Raw genomic sequence first — 16,619 nt, 5'->3', positions numbered from 1 at the left:
CCAACGTTCTCGTTCCGCAAGGACGGGCGTGTTGCGTCCGTGCGCATTGATGGCCAGCTCGCTATCACCATCAACGAAGGTGCCGTAGCAAGTGCCGTCGTCGGGCTAGGGATCGCCGCGTCGAGTGAAACAAGCGCGCGCGCAGAGCTCGAGGCCGGAGTGCTCGTGCGGGTGCTGCCTGACTGGGACTTCGGCTCGATGGAGGTCAACGCATTGTTCGTCAGCGGAAAGATCATCAAGCCGGCTGCCCGCGCGTTCACCGATTTCCTGGTCACGGCGCTTCGATGCTGATTTCACCGATCATTCCTACCGGTTATCGATACGATAGCTTTACCCCGATTGGTCGTCGAACTTAATTATTAGACGCACTGGCTGGCAAATGCCGCGCTAAGATCTCCTACGAATACCAAGTCTCACTTTGCGCCACTGCCAACCCCGTAGTTTGTCCAGGACGGTGGACCAATCGTTCGAAAGATCGGGACCTGATTGTCGATAAGGCCCGCAACCCAAAGGAGCCCGCCATGGTGACCAGAGGCTTTACCGGCCGAAATTCAGCAGGAGACCAGTCGGATCGAATTCCGCCGGGCCAGCACCTTGTCGAGCATTTCCCTATTCTGACGGCCGGGCCGACCCCGCGCGTTGAGACAGCAGATTGGCAATTTACGCTCAAGATTGGGCCGCGGCCCATTAAGGTTTGGAACTGGAATGAGTTCAACGCGTTGCCGAGGACCAAGATGATAAGGGACATTCATTGCGTCACATCGTGGTCGAAACTCAACACCGCCTGGGAAGGCGTGATCATCGACGACATCCTCGCTGATGCCGGGGTTGAGCGTCCGACTGATTTCATACTCGCACACTGCTACGACGGCTACTCAACAAATGTTCCCCTTGCCGATCTGGCGTCTGGGAAGGCCATGGTTGCTCTGAATTATGAAGGGCAGCCACTTCCGCGCGACCACGGCGGCCCGGCACGACTGCTCGTCCCACACCTCTACTTCTGGAAGTCCGCCAAGTGGGTCAATGCGCTCCAATTTACCGAACGCGACGAGGCCGGATTCTGGGAGTTGCGCGGATATCACATTTATGGCGACCCTTGGCGCGAGCAGCGATACACCAATGACTGAGCGTAGCGCGCGATCAGTGTCTTGGCAGACAGGCGTCATCGCTGAGATCATTAAGCAAACGCCAAGCATCAAAAGCTTCTTCCTGCGGCCATGCGCGCCATTTTCACATATCGCCGGTCAACACGTCGATGTGCGGCTGACGGCTCCAGACGGCTACGAGGCGATGCGGAGTTATTCGATCGCCTCCTCACCGAGTGCATCGAATGTCATTGAACTTGCCATCGAACGCCTCCCGGACGGTGAAGTCTCTCCGTTTTTTCATGACATTGCATCTGTGGGCGACGAAATCGAACTGCGTGGCCCGCTTGGCGGCCACTTCCTGTGGCCTGAACGCCCGGCGGCACCGGTATTGTTGATCGGGGCGGGGTCCGGCGTCGTGCCGCTGATGGCGATGATCCGGCAACGCCGCGACCTCGCGCAGACCGTGCCGACAGCACTGCTCCTGTCAGCTCGGACACGGCGCGATGTGTTGTTCGCCGATGAGCTGCTCTCATTGGAGATGGCTGACCCGACGTTCAAGTTGGCGCTGGCGATTACACGCGAGGCGCCGGTACGCGCTTGCGACTTTGCGCGACGCATTGATAGCGCGATGGTCGCCGAGGTAATTGCCTGGCTCCATCACATGCCCGCGCATGTATTTATTTGCGGATCGAACCCGTTCGTCGAAATCGCAGCTGAAGGCGCGTTAATGGCGGGGTTAGATGCCGCGGTAATTAAGACCGAACGGTACGGCGGTTAGCGATGCTGCTTTCATGACCCGCTCGATACAACGGAAGGAAAGCTCCATGATTGCACTGGATAACTCAACCAAGCTCCGCGAAGTTGTCGTCGGCAGCGACCCCGCCAATCATGATGCACTGGTTGGTCATGTCGATACGTCAAAGTTTGCGATCGGCGGTCCAGATGGAGCAGGACACATCTCTCCCGGTCCCAATCCTTACGACCTTCTCAGCGCATCTCTCGCCGCATGCACCGCTATGACCGTTCGGTTTCAGGCTCGGCGCCGGAAACTTCCGTTGGAAAGGGTGGAAGTGGGCGTCAGCTTCCACCACGGCGCCCAGGGCGAAAGAGATGCGTTCAAGCGCACTCTCCTTCTGGAGGGGGAACTCGACGCGCAACAGCGCGCATTCTTGCTGGATGCCGCAAACCTCTGCCCGGTCGGCGAAATTCTCGGCATAAGTGCGGATATTCACACTTATCCGGACACCGCTACCACCGGCCACAACGCCACGACTCAGGCCACATATGTGGATGATCTGGCCGAACTTGAGATCCCGAATATCAATCCGGATTGAGCATCACCCATGCGATTGATCAGGACACGGGGCTACCGCAGAACGCGATACTCGCAGCGCCCTCAGGATTGATGCAAGCTGCAGCTCTGGATGGCTCGCAATCTCAACCCGCCCGAACCGAGGAGGGCCTACTGCTCGCCCCAACCTCGCGAAAAGTGAGAGAAGATGGATCGTTTGGAAGCAATGGAATATTTCGTGGCTGCGGTTGAAGCCGGAAGTTTTTCGGCGGCCGGGCGCCAGCTGAACGTTCCTCTTCCGACAGTCAGCCGCAAGGTCGCTGATCTTGAGGTTCATCTCAATACGCAACTCCTGGTTCGCTCGACCCGAAAGCTTGCGCTGACGGAGGCGGGGGCTTCCTATCTAGCCGCGTGCAAACGCATTCTCGATGAGGTCGACGAAGCCGAATCTCAAGCCGCCGGAGACCATAGCGTTCCACGTGGCGGTCTTAAGATCACGGCGCCGATCGTCTTCGGCCGGCTCTATGTCGTTCCGGTAGTGACGGCCTTCCTGGCCGAATTTCCGGAGATAAGTGTCTATTTGACGCTTTCAGATCATACACTTGACCTCGTCGATGAGCACATCGATCTCGCGGTTCGGACGGGGATGTTGTCCGATAGTACCCTCGTGGCGACGAAGGTTGGTGAAATTCGCCGGGTCGTGTGCGGGAGTCCCGCTTATTTTTCGGCGCACGGAACGCCAAAGACGCTGGACGATCTGGCCAAGCATATGTGCGTCACCTACACAGCGCTCGCCTCGGGGTCGACCTGGATTTTCAACCCTCGAGACGGTAAGCCGAGCCGTGGCATCCGTCCTTTGTGCCGACTGAAGATCAACACCGCGGAAGCAGCGATAGACGCCGCCATTTCGGGTATCGGCGTCACGAACGTTCTCTCATATCAGGTCGTCAAGCCAGTCTCCGAGGGGAAGCTGTCTCTCATCCTCCAAGATTTCGAGCCCGAACCGACTCCGGTCAATATCATTTACGCCCGGCAGGCGCTGTTGCCATTGAAAATACGGCTTTTCATTGATTTCGCTGTTTCGCATCTGCGCAAGTCGCTGGACGACGACCTCGCAAAGCTGAGATAAGACCGTGGAAGTGGGCCGAAACAAAGGTTAGCGCTGAGCGATGGAGTCTCGCTCATGTCGTGCGGGAATATGTCATACTTATATTTCAGCACTACCATCATATAGCCGCCACGCCTAGTGTCGGTAAGAGCCCGCCGATATGGTGAGGATAACAAAATGCGACTCCAGGACGAACTCGACGCGCTGAGGGACAGGGATCGTGAAAACACCCCCCCGCATATTTGGCGGGTCCGCCAGCAAGCTATCAGCGACCTGGTCTCCTCGGGCATTGCCGAAAGAGCTGTTCGCGCAGGTGATCAAGCTCCCGCTTTCCGCCTGCCTGATCCCGACGGCAACGTGATTTCATCCTACGACCTTCGAAATGGCGGCCCAGCTCTCGTTGTCTTCTACAGGGGCGGATGGTGCCCCTATTGCAGCCTCGACTTGCATGCGATCGAGGCAGTCGCAAAGCAGGTCCGCTCATTTCGTGCGTCGATCGTCGCTGTTTCCCAACAGTCTGCGCATGAGAGCCGCTCTACCGAGGGGATGAATGGCTTATCGTTCCGCAGCCTAGTCGATAGCGGCGGGAAGGTGGCTCACGCGTTCGGCCTGCGTTGGAAGCTGTCACGGGAGCTGCGCGCCTCTGAATTAGAATCTGGTCTCGACCTTGCCGCCGTGAATGGCGAGCCGAGCTGGACCTTAACGATGCCGGCACTGTACGTCATAAGTTCAGAAGGGATCGTCGAATACGCCGATATCAGCGCCGACTATACCCGACGTTGCGACCCGACCGAAGTCATTCCTGTCCTCAGATACATGATGCACTGACCTCCGACATTGGCCCGCCTCGGATTCCATAAAGCGTGTCCAGCCGTCCAGGGATGCCCTGCGCGGGTTTCATCGCGCGGTCGCCGGTGGCAATGTAGCTTTCGGACATAGAGCCCCGCGTAGTGCTGCTTTGGCATTGTACGGGCTCGGTCGTGATGGAAATAGTTGACGGTGAATACCAATGGAACTCCACCAGGTTCGGTACTTTCTAGCTGTCGCAAGCACGCTTAACTTCACGCGCGCTGCGGAGATGTGCAACGTCACGCAACCGGCACTGACCAAGGGTGTGCAAAAGCTGGAGCAGGAACTCGGGGGTGAACTCATCTACCGGGAACGTCAGCTCACCCACCTCACCGACCTGGGCAAAGCGGTGCTGCCCATGCTCGAACGCGCACTTGCCTCGACTGAGGCCGTTCGACGCCGCGCGCGCGAGTTTCAAAAAAAGGAAGTCGCGCCATTAACGATCGGTCTCGCCCCATCGATTTCGGCTTCGCTCGTCGTCGAGCCGATCGCCGAGATTCGCAAAATCGTCCCCGGCCTGCATGTTGAGTTGCGGGAAGAGCCGCCAAGCCGCCTCGTCGAGCTTCTTTTGGAGGGCGAGGTCAATGTCGCCCTGGTTGGTGATCTCTACGATAGACCGGAACGGATCGACGATTGGGCGCTGTTCGAAGAGCGCTATGTCGCCGTTCTCGCTCCATCGCACGAACTGGCGGACCGTCCAGTGATCGGAATGGACGCGCTACGTGAAGCCAATATTCTCGATCGCTCATATTGTGACGTGGCGCCCAAATTTCTCCGCCGCTGCTTTCCCGACGCGCCGCCGCGTCACAATCACCGCAGTTGCCGGGACTTGCACCTGCAGCATTTGGCGGCCGCGGGGTTTGGAATAGTGCTGGCTCCCGAGCATATGCCGCGGTTACCCACCCTGAAGGCGCTTCCGATCGAGGGCGATCCGGTATGGCGAGAGGTCCGGCTTCTTGCCGTGCAGGGCCGACGCTATTCACCGGCGCTGGACGCCTTCATCAAGGTTGTGCGCTTGCACGACTGGTCTCTTCATGCGGGATCGCCTCTCCAATCCGGGCGTCACAGCCACCTCGAAGCGACAGGCATGTCCGCATGACCATATTGCTTATTTTTTGAGATGCCCGGTGTGCAGATGACCGTCGAATTGATGTCCGATCATATAACCAAGACGCTCAGTCAGGTGCGCAACGAGCTTTTGGCGGGGCTCAACGACACGGACAGGAAGGCGTACCATTATCTTGTCGATTGGCTTCGCGACACTGATATCGCGTCACGCGCGTTGCAGGTCGGCGACACGGCGCCAGATTTTCTTCTGCCTGACGCAAATGGACGACTTCATTCGTCCGAGCAGCTTCGTGGCGAAGGGCCGCTCGTGGTTAGCTTCTATCGAGGCGGATGGTGCCCCTGGTGCAATGCTGAGCTTCGCGCTCTTCAAGCGGCCAAGGCCCAATTTGAAAGTCTGAAGGCGAGCCTTGTTGTCGTGTCTCCCGAGACCCGTGATCTGCCGAGGCAGCTGAAACGGCAGTTGAACCTCGACCTGACGATGCTCGCGGACGTCGACCATGGCGTGGCAATTTCTTACGGCGTCCTATTTCGTGTCCCTGACAAAACCAAAGCGCACTACTCCGGGCAGGGTTACGACTTCGGGCACCGTCACGGATCGACTGAATGGATGCTACCGATCCCGGCGACTTTCGTGATCGATCAAGACGGCATCGTCAGAAGCGCATTCGTCGACCCCGATTTTACGGTCCGCCAAGAACCATCCGACATCCTCAACAGAGTTCGTAAACTTGCCGGACCTCAGGCAGAGGACGCTTGCGCATCCGACAAATGAAGCTCCTGATCCACATGCTAGTGAAGGAGCAGCCGATGAAAATCGATTTGTCGGGCAAAACCGCGATTGTGACCGGCTCCACGAGCGGCATCGGTCTTGCCATTGCCAAGGGGCTTGCGGGAACCGGCGCGACCGTTGTCGTGAACGGTCGATCGGAAGCCGGTGTGGGCGCCGCGATCGTGTCGATCCCGAAAGGTGTGCCATTTGCCAAGGTGAGCGGGGTCGCCGCGGACGTGTCGGCGGCATCGGACCGTGCGAACCTGGTTGAGGCGGTGCCGAGTGCCGACATCCTGATCAACAACCCCACGATATTCGAGCCGAATGATTTCTTCGACACCAGCGATGAAGACTGGTCCCGCTTCTTCGATACGAACGTGATGTCAGCTGCGCGTCTGTCACGCGCTTACCTAAAGGGAATGCTCGAGCGCAATTGGGGCCGTATCGTTTTCGTTTCGTCGGAAGCCGACTTGAACATTCCGACGGAGATGATTCAATACGCTGCCAGCAAAACCGCGCAGCTTGCCATGTCGCGGGGGCTCGCGGAATTGACCAAAGGTACGGCCGTCACCGTCGATTCCATGTCGCCGGGACCGACTTTGCCTGAAGGCATCGAGACGTTCGTGAAGGAACTCGCCAAACAGAATGGACGGCTGGAAGAGGAAGCTGCGGCTCTCTTGGTCAAGCGGCATCGTTCGACGCAGTTGATCCAACGTTTCCCGCTCGTCTGAACTCGTCGGCTGGTCGTGGCAAATCTGTTGGTCATCGCGTGGGCCGCAACCTCGGCCCTCGGTTGTGAAAAATGACTTCACCAGCCTCGTCCCTTTGCCTCTCCACTCACTTTGATCTTGAGCGATGACCGGCGAGCCACCGCTGCGCCAACGGCCGATAGTTTCAACTCGCGCCGCATCGTTGATTTTTGCCCGCCGTGTCGATGGCATCAATTCCATAGCCAAAGGTCATTGGACCATCGCGTTTCGGCGGCCCTATTTTCGCTTGTCTGCAAAGGAATTCGGAAGATGAAGACCTACCACACACAGGCAGGTGGACGATGAATGCAATCTTTGTGACGGATCAGTCGTCCGGATCGGCAGCCTACGTCCTATCAGCCCTGCCGCGGGCAATCCAGGAACTTGCCCATGGCTCCCAGCATGTGATGTCGGACGGGCGCCATCGCCCAGCATTTCAAGCAAAGAGAACGAAAACGCTCTTGTACCTCAACCTATCGCTTCACCCATAGGAGCCACCATGACCAACGCAATCGCCGTGAACAACCCCGTCGTCGAAACGATCCTGAGCCGCAGGGCCACCAAGTATTACGACCCTGCCGCAACCCTGAGCGACGACCAGATCCGCGAGCTGGTGCGAATTGGCACCACTGCACCGACATCCTTCCACCTGCAGAACTGGCGCTTTATTGCCGTGCGTTCGCCTGAAGCCAAGGCTCGCTTGCATCCGATCGCTTGGAGTCAGCCGGCGATCACCGATGCGGCGGTTACCTTTATCGTCGTCGGCCAGTTGGCCGATTCCAGCGTAATTCCAGATCGTCTGGCCCCGGTGGTGGAAGCGGGCATCATGCCGGAACGGTTGGTGCCTGAATGGGAAAACCCGGCGCGGGATTTGTATATGGAATACCCGCAGCGTCAGCGCGACGAGGCCGTACGCACCGCCACCTTCGGCGCCGCGGCGATGATCTATGGGGCCCGCTCATGGGGCTTGGGCTCGACGCCGATGATCGGTTTCGACGACAAAGCTGTACACCTCGAGTTCGGACTGGCCGAGGACGAAGTGCCGGTCATGCTCCTGTCGGTAGGGGCGGAGCGTCCCGGAAACTGGCGGCAGAAGCCGCGCCGTCCGGTGGCCGATGTGCTTGATTTTGTATAATTTCTAGTAAAATCAGTTATTTACGGAGACTATAATGGCAAGATCTGCTGCGCTAAAGCCGGAACTGGTGCCGGCCGATTCGAAACCGACTCTCGATGCGTTCACCAAGAACGTCGGGTTCACCCCCAACATGATGGCGACCTTCGCGCAGAGCCCGATCGCGTTCAACGCCTGGGCCACGCTGTTCGGCTCCATGAGCAAGGCGCTCGACGTGAAGACGCGTGACAGCATTGGTCTCGCCGTCTCCGAAGTGAACGGGTGCAACTACTGCCTGACGGTTCACAGCTTTACGGCCGAGCACATGGCCAAGCTCTCGGCCGACGACATCATCCTTGCCCGGAAGGGCCATGCCAACGACCCGAAACGGGACGCCGCCGTCCAGTTCGCGCGCAAAATCATCGAGACAAGCGGCAAGGTCAGCGACGCCGATTTGAATACCGTCCGCGACGCCGGCTACACGGATGCGAACATCATGGAGATCGTCGCGCTGGTGGCTATGTACTCCCTGACGAACTTCTTCAACAACGTGTTCGATCCCGACAAGGACTTTCCCGCCGTTACGCCGGCAGGGTCGATCTGAACTCCATCCGCTTGCATCGACGCTCTCTGAGGGTCCTTGGAGGACATATGTGATGCGAGCGGAACGCCAAAGCCCGGATGCGTCCAGGAACGAGCCTTGGATACGTGTCCGGGTTTTTCGCCTGTGCCGACGAGGTTAGAAACACTTGATTATTTTTCCGGGGCAAAAGCATGAACACGTCACAGAAGGTTGTTGTCGTCACTGGCGCGTCGCAAGGCGTCGGCGCCAAAGTGGTAGAGGCATTTCGAGCGCTCGATTACCGCATTGTCGCAACTTCGCGGTCGATCAAGCCGTCGGACGACGAGAACGTGCTGAGCGTCGCCGGTGACATCGGCGATCCCGCAACGGCACAACGTGTCATTTCCGAAGGTATTGCGCGATTTGGCCGGATCGATACGCTGGTGAACAACGCCGGGACCTACATCGGAAAGCCTTTCCCCGAGCACACCGCGGAAGATTACGCCGCCGTGATGAATGTGAACATGGCGGGCTTCTATCACATCACGCAACGCGCGATCGCCGAGATGGAAAAGCATTCGAGTGGCCACGTGGTAAGCGTCACTGCCAGCATAGGTGACGCGGCGGCGATTAGCGGGGTCTATTCGGTGTTGGCGGCTATGACGAAGGGCGGCATCAACGCTGCCACGAAGTCACTGGCGATCGAGTATGCGAAGAAGGGCATTCGCGTGAACGCCGTCGCTCCCGGAATCATAAAGACGCCGATGCATGCGCCTGACACTTTCGAAGCGCTGGGAGCTTTGCATCCTATCGGACGCATGGGGGAAACAGGCGATATTGCCAACGCCATCCTCTTTCTCGACTCGGCACCGTTCATCACCGGAGAGATCATGCACGTCGACGGTGGGCTAAGTGCTGGCCACTGACTGCGGCATCGCAGATATTTCGCTCCTCGGCTGGGTACGAACCTGATCGGCTATTGCGAGGTGCGCGAGATCGTCGCTTCGACGGCTTTCTTCAGGTGCCGGAGGTAACTGCGCTTAGAAGAAACTCGGAGAGGGCGGAGGAATTGACGGACGAAAGAAGGCCGCAATACTACTGCAGGGACTACTGGACGCTTCGGATGATGGCGAATGCACGAACACAGGCCAACCTCCAGATCCTTGCAACCCCTTGTTTCAGGAGCATTCCATGAAATCGGTTGAGATCAAACCCATTCATAGCAATGATTTTGATGCTTGGCTTCCACTGTGGAAAGGCTATCAGCGCTTTTACGAAGTGGATATCCCCGAATCCGTGACGCTCAAGACCTGGGCACGCTTCCTGGATCCGCTCGAGCCGATGCATGCGGCGCTCGCCATGGTCGGCGAACAGGCATCGGGGCTGGTGCATTGGATCTATCATCGATCCACCTGGACGGTGGAAGACTACTGCTATCTGCAGGACCTGTTTGTTGCAGACGATGCCCGAGGTAGCGGTATCGGCCGTGCTCTGATCGAACATGTCTACGCGGATGCTAGACGTCGTGGGGCATCCCGCGTGTACTGGCTGACTCACGAATCCAACCATAACGCCATGCAGCTTTACGACCGCGTCGCTGATCGCTCGGGTTTCATCCAATACCGAAAGCGATTTGCCTGACAGGCAGGATCGGTTCGTCCTCAGGATTCGTGCGGCGCATCGGCGATTCTAACAAGGTTGCGATAGATGGTTGCCGTCGGGATTTTGAAGTGGGGCCGGCCAGCTCCGCGGACGAGTTGGCTCGTTATGTGTCCGATCAGCTCGCGCCTAGGGCCATGTGTCCCCTGCAACCGGTGTGTAACTACGATAAGATGCCCGAGCGTTTCAAGTTCCCGAGGCCTATGTCTGAAGTCGATTGGCTAAGCCATCTTTTGCAAATCATCACCGTTACTGGCCAGCTCGAAGTCCGCTGCGTCTACGGTGCGCCATGGCGTGTGGCTTGGGACCGGGCGGCGGCGAACGAAATTCCCTACCATGTCATAGTCAAGGGCCGGGCTATTTTGGAGGATCCCGAGACGAGAACAGCAAGGGAGCTCGTGAGCGGAGATATCGTGCTGTTGCCTCACGGCGCCGCGCATGTTCTGCACGACGGTAGCGGACAGACGCCGATCGGTACGCACGAAAGCAGGAACTCTGCCGGATGGACACTGAGCGAGAACGATGGCCAGGGCGAGCAACTGGATCTGTTGTGTGGGCGATTTTTCATCGCGCCGCCCCATGATCGACTGATCCGTAACTACCTGCCAACAAATCTGGTGGCGCGGGCTATGGAGCACCATCGACAAGATGGTATCGAGTCTGCTTCGAACCAACTGGTCAGTTTGGTGGGGCTCATGCGCACTGAGTCCTCCGGCGACCGAGCGGGAGGACGCGCCGTTCTCAACGCGCTTTCTTCGGCCCTGTTTACACTGGTACTGCGTGCGGCGAGCGAATCCGAGAAAGCCCCCGAAGGCTTGCTGGCGCTCGCCGGCCATCCGCGATTGGCTCCAGCCATTGCGGCGATGTTTGCCGATCCAACGCGGTCCTGGAAACTGCCTGATCTGGCGGACTTGTGCGGCATGTCGCGTGCTACGTTCATGCGGCACTTTCAGGACAAGCTAGGTTGCTCTGCCCTCGACTTGTTGACCGATCTCCGCATGAGTCTAGCAGCCAACGAGTTGAAGAAGCCGGCGGTCAGCACCGAGGCTGTGGCCGAGACGGTCGGGTATCAGTCTGTTTCGGCATTCCGCCGCGTGTTCGCCGAAAGGATGGGCATGACGCCGGGTGAATGGCGCCGACTGGCGCACAATCGCGAGTAAACGCGCGGCCTGTGGGTCAAGCACGTCATTTGATCCTTTTGCGCATCATATTGAGCCAATTCAGTCTCGATATTTGCACTGACGGCAGTAAATTCGGCTCCGTAATCACTTGATGAGGAGCCACCCAATGAACTACATCAGTATCGCCTCTAATGATAAGGCAGTCGCCGAACCAGTTGGAATCCACAGGCTTGCGGCTTCCGAGTGGCCGCTGCCGACGAATGCCGTCATCGAAACCATTCTGAGCCGTAGTGCTGCCAAGTACTACGACCCCAACGCCACTCTGAGCGACGATCAGATTCGCGACCTCGTGCGGATCGGCACGTCTGCGCCGACTTCCTTTCATCTGCAGAATTGGCGGTTTATCGCCGTCCGTACACCCGAAGCAAAGGCTCGGTTGCGGCCGATCGCCTGGAATCAGCCCGCGATCACCGAAGCTGCCGTTACCTTCATCATCATCGGCCGGCTGGCCGATGCCAGCACCGTCCCCGAGCGCCTTGCCCCGGTAGTAGAGGCCGGCATCATGCCGGCGCACGTGGTGCCTGAATGGGAAGCTCCCGCTCGCGGGCTGTATGACGATCAGCCCCAACGGCAACGCGACGAGGCGGTGCGCACTGCTACTTTTGGCACCGCGGCGATCATCTATGCCGCTCGCTCCCTCGGCCTCGGTTCCACACCGATGATCGGTTTCAACGCAGAGGCGGTGCACAGCGTGTTCAACCTCGCTGAAGACGAAATCCCAGTGATGCTGCTGACCGTCGGACCGGAGCGGGCCGGCAACTGGCCTCAGAAGCCGCGCATGCCGGTCGCCGATGTCCTGGACTTCGCATAATTCTCAACTCAACCAATAACTTATGGAGACCATGATGCCTAGAACTATTACCCTGAAGCCGGAACAGGTGCCGGTCGAATCGAAACCGACTCTCGATGCGTTCACCAAGAACATCGGGTTCACCCCCAACATGATGGCGACCTTCGCGCAGAGCCCGATCGCCTTCAACGCATGGGCCACCCTGTTCGGCTCCATGAGCAAGGCGCTCGACGTGAAGACGCGTGACAGCATTGGTCTTGCAGTTTCCGAAGTGAACGGTTGCAACTACTGCCTGACGGTTCACAGCTTTACCGCCGAACATATGGCCAAGCTTTCGGCCGACGAAATCATGCTCGCCCGGAAAGGCCATGCCAACGACCCGAAGCGGGACGCCGCGGTCCAGTTTGCGCGCAAAGTCATCGAGACCCGAGGGCAGGTCAGCGACGCCGATCTGAAAGCTGTCCGCGACGCCGGCTACACGGATGCGAACATCATGGAGATCGTCGCGCTGGTGGCGACATACTCGCTCACGAACTTCTTCAACAACGTGTTCGATCCAGACAAGGACTTTCCTGCCGTGAAACCAGCAGGGTCGATCTGAACTTCTCAAGCGCGGATGCGCCCAGCAGCTATTTATGGGCGCATCCGGCTTCACACCGCATCGATGGCATTGTTTCTATAGCCGCAGATCATTGGACCATCGAGTTACGCGGTCGTAGTTTCGGAAGTCTGCAAAGGAATTCTGAAGATGACCATATACCACAGTCAGGGAGACGGACGATGAAGGCAATTGTCGTAACGGATCAGGCGGCCGGAACGGCCGGAATGACGCTCCTTGAGCAGCCCGAGCCACAGCCAGCGATAAACGACGTAGTGGTTCAGGTTCATGCATCAGGATTCACCTGGGATGAGTTGACATGGCCCTCGACCTGGACCGACCGTCTCGGCCGTGACAGGACGCCGGTTATTCCCGGGCAGGAGCTGGCTGGAGTGGTCACCGCACTCGGCTATGGCACGACGGGGCTGTCAGTGGGACAACGGGTGTTCGGCCTCACGGACTCGTATCGCAGCGGCACTCTGGCGGAGTATGTGGCGATCGAGGCACGCAATCTCGCGCCGCTGCCAGCCGACGTTGACTTCACCGTCGGCGCGAGTGTGGCCATGCCCGGCCTGACCGCATGGCAGGGACTTTTCCAGCACGGTCGCCTTCAGGTGGGGCAGAGTATCCTCGTGCACGGCGCGGCAGGGGCAGTCGGTTCGATGGTAAGCCAGCTCGCACGTGAGGCCGGAGCCTATGTCATCGGCACCGGACGTTCTGCCCATCGCCAGACAGCGCTAGGCTTCGGCGCGCATGAGTTCATCGATCTCGAAAACGACACCCTGGAAGACGTCGGCAGCGTCGATCTGGTTTTCGATGTCTTCGGCGGCGACATAGCGAAGCGGTCCGCAGGCCTTATTCGAGCCGGAGGAACGTTGGTGACGATCGCCGGGCCGACCGAGGCACGACCTGCCAACGGCCGAACAATTGACTTTGTTCTCGTGTCCGATCGCGCGCAACTGGGTGAGATCATCCAGCGGGTGCGTATCGGCCGACTGCGGACGAACATCGGCAATATCGCGACCCTCGACGAAGCCGTCGCCGCTTTCAATCCGACCAAGCGGATCAGCGGGAAGACGATCATTCGCGTTCGTCCATGAGGACTCTGGGGGAGGGCGAGCGGCTCCGCCCCTCTCGTTGATCATCGTTGCCTTTTGGGTCGCGGTGATCGTTTCAGAAAGCATCCAGACGCAAGATTCGGCCATGTCCCTGCGTGGTTTGGCCGCTCACCTAGGAGAGAGAAAGTGACAGTCAATCATCCAATTTTCACACGCTGGCCGGCGCAGTACCCCGATCGGCTGCAGCTCTTTTCGCTGCCGACGCCCAATGGGGTGAAGGTCGGGATCATGCTCGAGGAGACGGGCCTTTCCTATGAGCCGCACCGCATCGACATCATGGCCAACGAAAACCACGATCCGGCTTTTCTCGCGCTCAATCCCAATGGCAAGATTCCCGCGATCCACGACCCCGACGGGCCAAGCGGAACGCCGCTTGCGCTGTTCGAATCCGGCGCGATCCTCCTCTATCTTGCCGACAAGACAGGGCAATTTATCTCGGCCGATCCGAACACCCGCTACGAGACGATCCAGTGGGTGATGTGGCAGATGGGCGGAGTGGGGCCAATGTTCGGCCAGGTCGGCTTTTTCAACAAATTTGCGGGCAAGTCCTATGAGGACAAGCGTCCGCGCGACCGCTATGCAACCGAATCTGCCCGGCTGCTCGGCGTTCTCGATAACAGGCTCGAGGGTCGCGACTGGGTGATGGGCGCTGACTACAGTATCGCGGATATTTCGCTCCTCGGCTGGGTGCGCAACCTGATCGGTTTTTACGAAGCGCGCGAGCTCGTCGGGTTCGATCGCTTTCATCATGTACAGGCGTGGCTCGACCGCGGCCTCGCCCGTCCGGCGGTTCAGCGCGGAATTCAAGTAACGGCGGCCTAGAGCGGGTTCTTCGCCGAGCTGGGAGGCGCCGCAGGCATCAATAACGATCGTCTATCGACTCTATGGCGAGAGATGATTTCCCTCGCCAGCATTGGAAAGTCATTCTTCAACGCACGGTCCGATGAATTCCAGGATCAAGTGCCGCGATGGCGCGGCACCAGCGACTGGCGCCGATCGAACGACAATAACGATGCGAAAGAGAAAGATACTGATGTCCCAGGAAGCCTACGACATTGTCATTGTTGGCGCCGGTGCAGCCGGCTGCGTCGTCGCGAGTTATCTCGCGGAGCACACCGTGGCCTCGATCGCTTTGATCGAGGCGGGCGACAACGATCGCGATCCGTTGATCCACATTCCTGCCGGCTTTGCCAAAATACTGGCCCACGATCGGCATGTCTGGAAATACGAGACGATTCCCCAGCACGGCACCAAGCGAGCATATCGCTCCGGCAAGGTTCTCGGCGGCGGCTCCTCGATCAATGCAATGGCCTACGTCCGTGGCCAAATCGGCGACTATGCGGCGTGGCAGGAGGCGGTTGGCAGCACCGGCAGATGGTCGTACGAAGACCTGCTTCCCGTCTTCATGGCGCAGGAAGACAACGACACCTTCCACGACAACTATCATGGCATCAATGGCGGCCTGGCAGTCCAGCTGCCCAAGGGCATCAATGAGCTGAACCAATATTGCCTCAAGGCATTCCAGGAATATGGGATTCCCTATAATCCCGACTATAACGGCAAGAGCCAGATCGGCGTCTCGCCGGTGCAGTCCACGGTTGGAAATCAGCGGCGGTGCAGTGCTGTCGACGCTTATCTGCGTCCGCATCTCGCCTCGGGCCGCGTAACCCTGCTCACCGGCAAGACCGTCGTTCGCATCCTCGTCGAAAACAAGCGGGCCGTGGGCGTCGAACTCATGGGCAATGACCCGGAGCGGATCCTGGCCGGCGACGTTGTGTTGTCGGCCGGCAGCGTCCATAGCCCGACGATCCTCATGCACTCTGGCATCGGGCCAGGCGAGCAGCTTCGCCAGCAGGGCATCACAGTTATCGTCGATTCTCCGGAAGTAGGCGAAAATCTGCAGGACCATCCGATGGTACCGGTCCGTGCTTATGTGACGGGTGATCTCGGCTACCAGGCTGCGGCGCATGGGCTTGGCAGCGTAAAGGCAGGCCTGCGCTATTTCGTGACGAAGGATGGCCCGGCGTCGGGCAACGGCATCGAGACGGTCTCCCACTGGAATCCGTCCGACTTCACCGCCGCACCCACGATCCAATGCTATCACGCTCCTATCATCGCGAACCAGGAACTCAGCCCGACAGGTGACCGCTCCGGCATTACCTTCGAACTCGTAGTGCTTCGGCCTAAGAGCCGCGGCTGGGTACGGTTGGCCGACAGCGACCCGACTTCGATGCCCCTCATCCACCCGAACTTCATCGGCGAGGAAGAAGACTTGAAGGCCGTGGTGGGTGCAGTGCGCGCGATCCGCAAGGTTATGGCGCAGGAGTCGTTGGCGCCCGTGATCGAGGAAGAAATCGAGCCCGGGCCGCGCATCCAGTCTGACGCCGAGATCGCTGAATGGGCAAAGCGCGCGGTAACGACAATGTGGCACCCGGTCGGCACGTGCCGGATGGGCCAGGATGCGCGCGCAGTCGTTGACGCGAGGCTCAGGGTCCGCGGGGTTGATGGCCTCCGCGTGATCGACGCCTCGATCATGCCGAACATCACCAGCGGCAATACCAACGCCCCGACACAGGCGCTCGCACGCCACGCCACAGCGATGATGGTCCAGGATCTGAAGCGGTCCTAAGGAGCTCTCGCGCAAGCGCGGGGAATATCCGGCCGCATAGCCGAGATAA

At 59.0% G+C, this 16,619-nt stretch carries 19 protein-coding genes; all 19 read left to right on the top strand.

Features of this window, described 5'->3' with window-relative positions:
• On the top strand, positions 1-291 hold a 291-nt coding region (locus tag PY650_RS15680), incomplete at its 5' end, for a LysR substrate-binding domain-containing protein (protein ID WP_285880287.1).
• 230 nt (positions 292-521) lie between these two features.
• Positions 522-1,127 carry a sulfite oxidase-like oxidoreductase gene (locus PY650_RS15675; RefSeq protein ID WP_285880286.1) on the top strand — a complete coding sequence of 202 codons (606 nt, stop codon included), beginning with the start codon at positions 522-524 and terminating at the stop codon, positions 1,125-1,127.
• Entirely contained in the window at positions 1,120-1,866 is a 747-nt protein-coding gene (locus PY650_RS15670) for a ferredoxin reductase (protein ID WP_285880284.1), read from the top strand. The genes PY650_RS15675 and PY650_RS15670 overlap by 8 nt, the downstream gene beginning before the upstream one ends.
• A gap of 46 nt (positions 1,867-1,912) precedes the next feature.
• Positions 1,913-2,422 carry an OsmC family protein gene (locus PY650_RS15665; protein WP_285880283.1) on the top strand — a complete coding sequence of 170 codons (510 nt, stop codon included), beginning with the start codon at positions 1,913-1,915 and terminating at the stop codon, positions 2,420-2,422.
• A 165-nt stretch (positions 2,423-2,587) separates the two neighbouring features.
• A complete protein-coding gene (locus PY650_RS15660; RefSeq protein WP_285880282.1) occupies positions 2,588-3,508 on the top strand; it encodes a LysR family transcriptional regulator in 921 nt (306 codons plus the stop codon).
• A gap of 156 nt (positions 3,509-3,664) precedes the next feature.
• Positions 3,665-4,315 (top strand): peroxiredoxin-like family protein, encoded by a 651-nt coding sequence (locus tag PY650_RS15655; protein WP_285880281.1) that lies wholly within the window; start codon positions 3,665-3,667, stop codon positions 4,313-4,315.
• Between the two features lie 181 nt (positions 4,316-4,496).
• Complete coding sequence (locus tag PY650_RS15650) at positions 4,497-5,435, top strand: LysR family transcriptional regulator (RefSeq protein WP_285880280.1); 939 nt, start codon at positions 4,497-4,499, stop codon at positions 5,433-5,435.
• 36 nt (positions 5,436-5,471) lie between these two features.
• A complete protein-coding gene (locus tag PY650_RS15645; protein ID WP_285880279.1) occupies positions 5,472-6,176 on the top strand; it encodes a peroxiredoxin-like family protein in 705 nt (234 codons plus the stop codon).
• Between the two features lie 35 nt (positions 6,177-6,211).
• Positions 6,212-6,904: an SDR family NAD(P)-dependent oxidoreductase gene (locus tag PY650_RS15640; protein ID WP_285880278.1), complete on the top strand. Its 693-nt coding sequence runs from the start codon at positions 6,212-6,214 to the stop codon at positions 6,902-6,904.
• 517 nt (positions 6,905-7,421) lie between these two features.
• The gene (locus PY650_RS15635; RefSeq protein WP_285880277.1) at positions 7,422-8,057 is read left to right on the top strand and encodes a nitroreductase family protein; all 636 of its coding nucleotides are present in this window, start codon (positions 7,422-7,424) and stop codon (positions 8,055-8,057) included.
• Positions 8,058-8,091: 34 nt separating this feature from the next.
• A complete protein-coding gene (locus PY650_RS15630; RefSeq protein WP_285880276.1) occupies positions 8,092-8,637 on the top strand; it encodes a carboxymuconolactone decarboxylase family protein in 546 nt (181 codons plus the stop codon).
• A 170-nt stretch (positions 8,638-8,807) separates the two neighbouring features.
• Positions 8,808-9,521, top strand: a complete 714-nt coding sequence (locus PY650_RS15625; RefSeq protein WP_285880275.1) for an SDR family NAD(P)-dependent oxidoreductase — start codon at positions 8,808-8,810, stop codon at positions 9,519-9,521.
• Positions 9,522-9,786: 265 nt separating this feature from the next.
• Entirely contained in the window at positions 9,787-10,236 is a 450-nt protein-coding gene (locus PY650_RS15620; RefSeq protein ID WP_285880274.1) for a GNAT family N-acetyltransferase, read from the top strand.
• A 221-nt stretch (positions 10,237-10,457) separates the two neighbouring features.
• Positions 10,458-11,414, top strand: coding sequence for an AraC family transcriptional regulator (locus PY650_RS15615; protein WP_285880273.1), 957 nt, complete (start codon positions 10,458-10,460; stop codon positions 11,412-11,414).
• 127 nt (positions 11,415-11,541) lie between these two features.
• Positions 11,542-12,246, top strand: coding sequence for a nitroreductase family protein (locus PY650_RS15610; protein WP_285880271.1), 705 nt, complete (start codon positions 11,542-11,544; stop codon positions 12,244-12,246).
• Positions 12,247-12,280: 34 nt separating this feature from the next.
• On the top strand, positions 12,281-12,826 hold the full coding sequence (locus PY650_RS15605) for a carboxymuconolactone decarboxylase family protein (protein WP_285880270.1): 546 nt from the start codon (positions 12,281-12,283) through the stop codon (positions 12,824-12,826).
• A gap of 179 nt (positions 12,827-13,005) precedes the next feature.
• Positions 13,006-13,923 (top strand): NADP-dependent oxidoreductase, encoded by a 918-nt coding sequence (locus tag PY650_RS15600; protein ID WP_285880268.1) that lies wholly within the window; start codon positions 13,006-13,008, stop codon positions 13,921-13,923.
• A gap of 144 nt (positions 13,924-14,067) precedes the next feature.
• Positions 14,068-14,763 carry a glutathione S-transferase N-terminal domain-containing protein gene (locus PY650_RS15595; protein WP_285880266.1) on the top strand — a complete coding sequence of 232 codons (696 nt, stop codon included), beginning with the start codon at positions 14,068-14,070 and terminating at the stop codon, positions 14,761-14,763.
• A 211-nt stretch (positions 14,764-14,974) separates the two neighbouring features.
• Positions 14,975-16,570, top strand: a complete 1,596-nt coding sequence (locus PY650_RS15590; RefSeq protein ID WP_285880265.1) for a GMC family oxidoreductase — start codon at positions 14,975-14,977, stop codon at positions 16,568-16,570.
• Positions 16,571-16,619 lie beyond the last annotated feature (49 nt).

The organism is Martinezella calliandrae (genome assembly GCF_030272695.1).
Taxonomy (GTDB): domain Bacteria; phylum Pseudomonadota; class Alphaproteobacteria; order Rhizobiales; family Rhizobiaceae; genus Rhizobium; species Rhizobium calliandrae.
The sequence above is the reverse complement of the archived record's forward strand: the minus strand, read 5'-3'. Positions and strand labels throughout refer to the sequence as shown.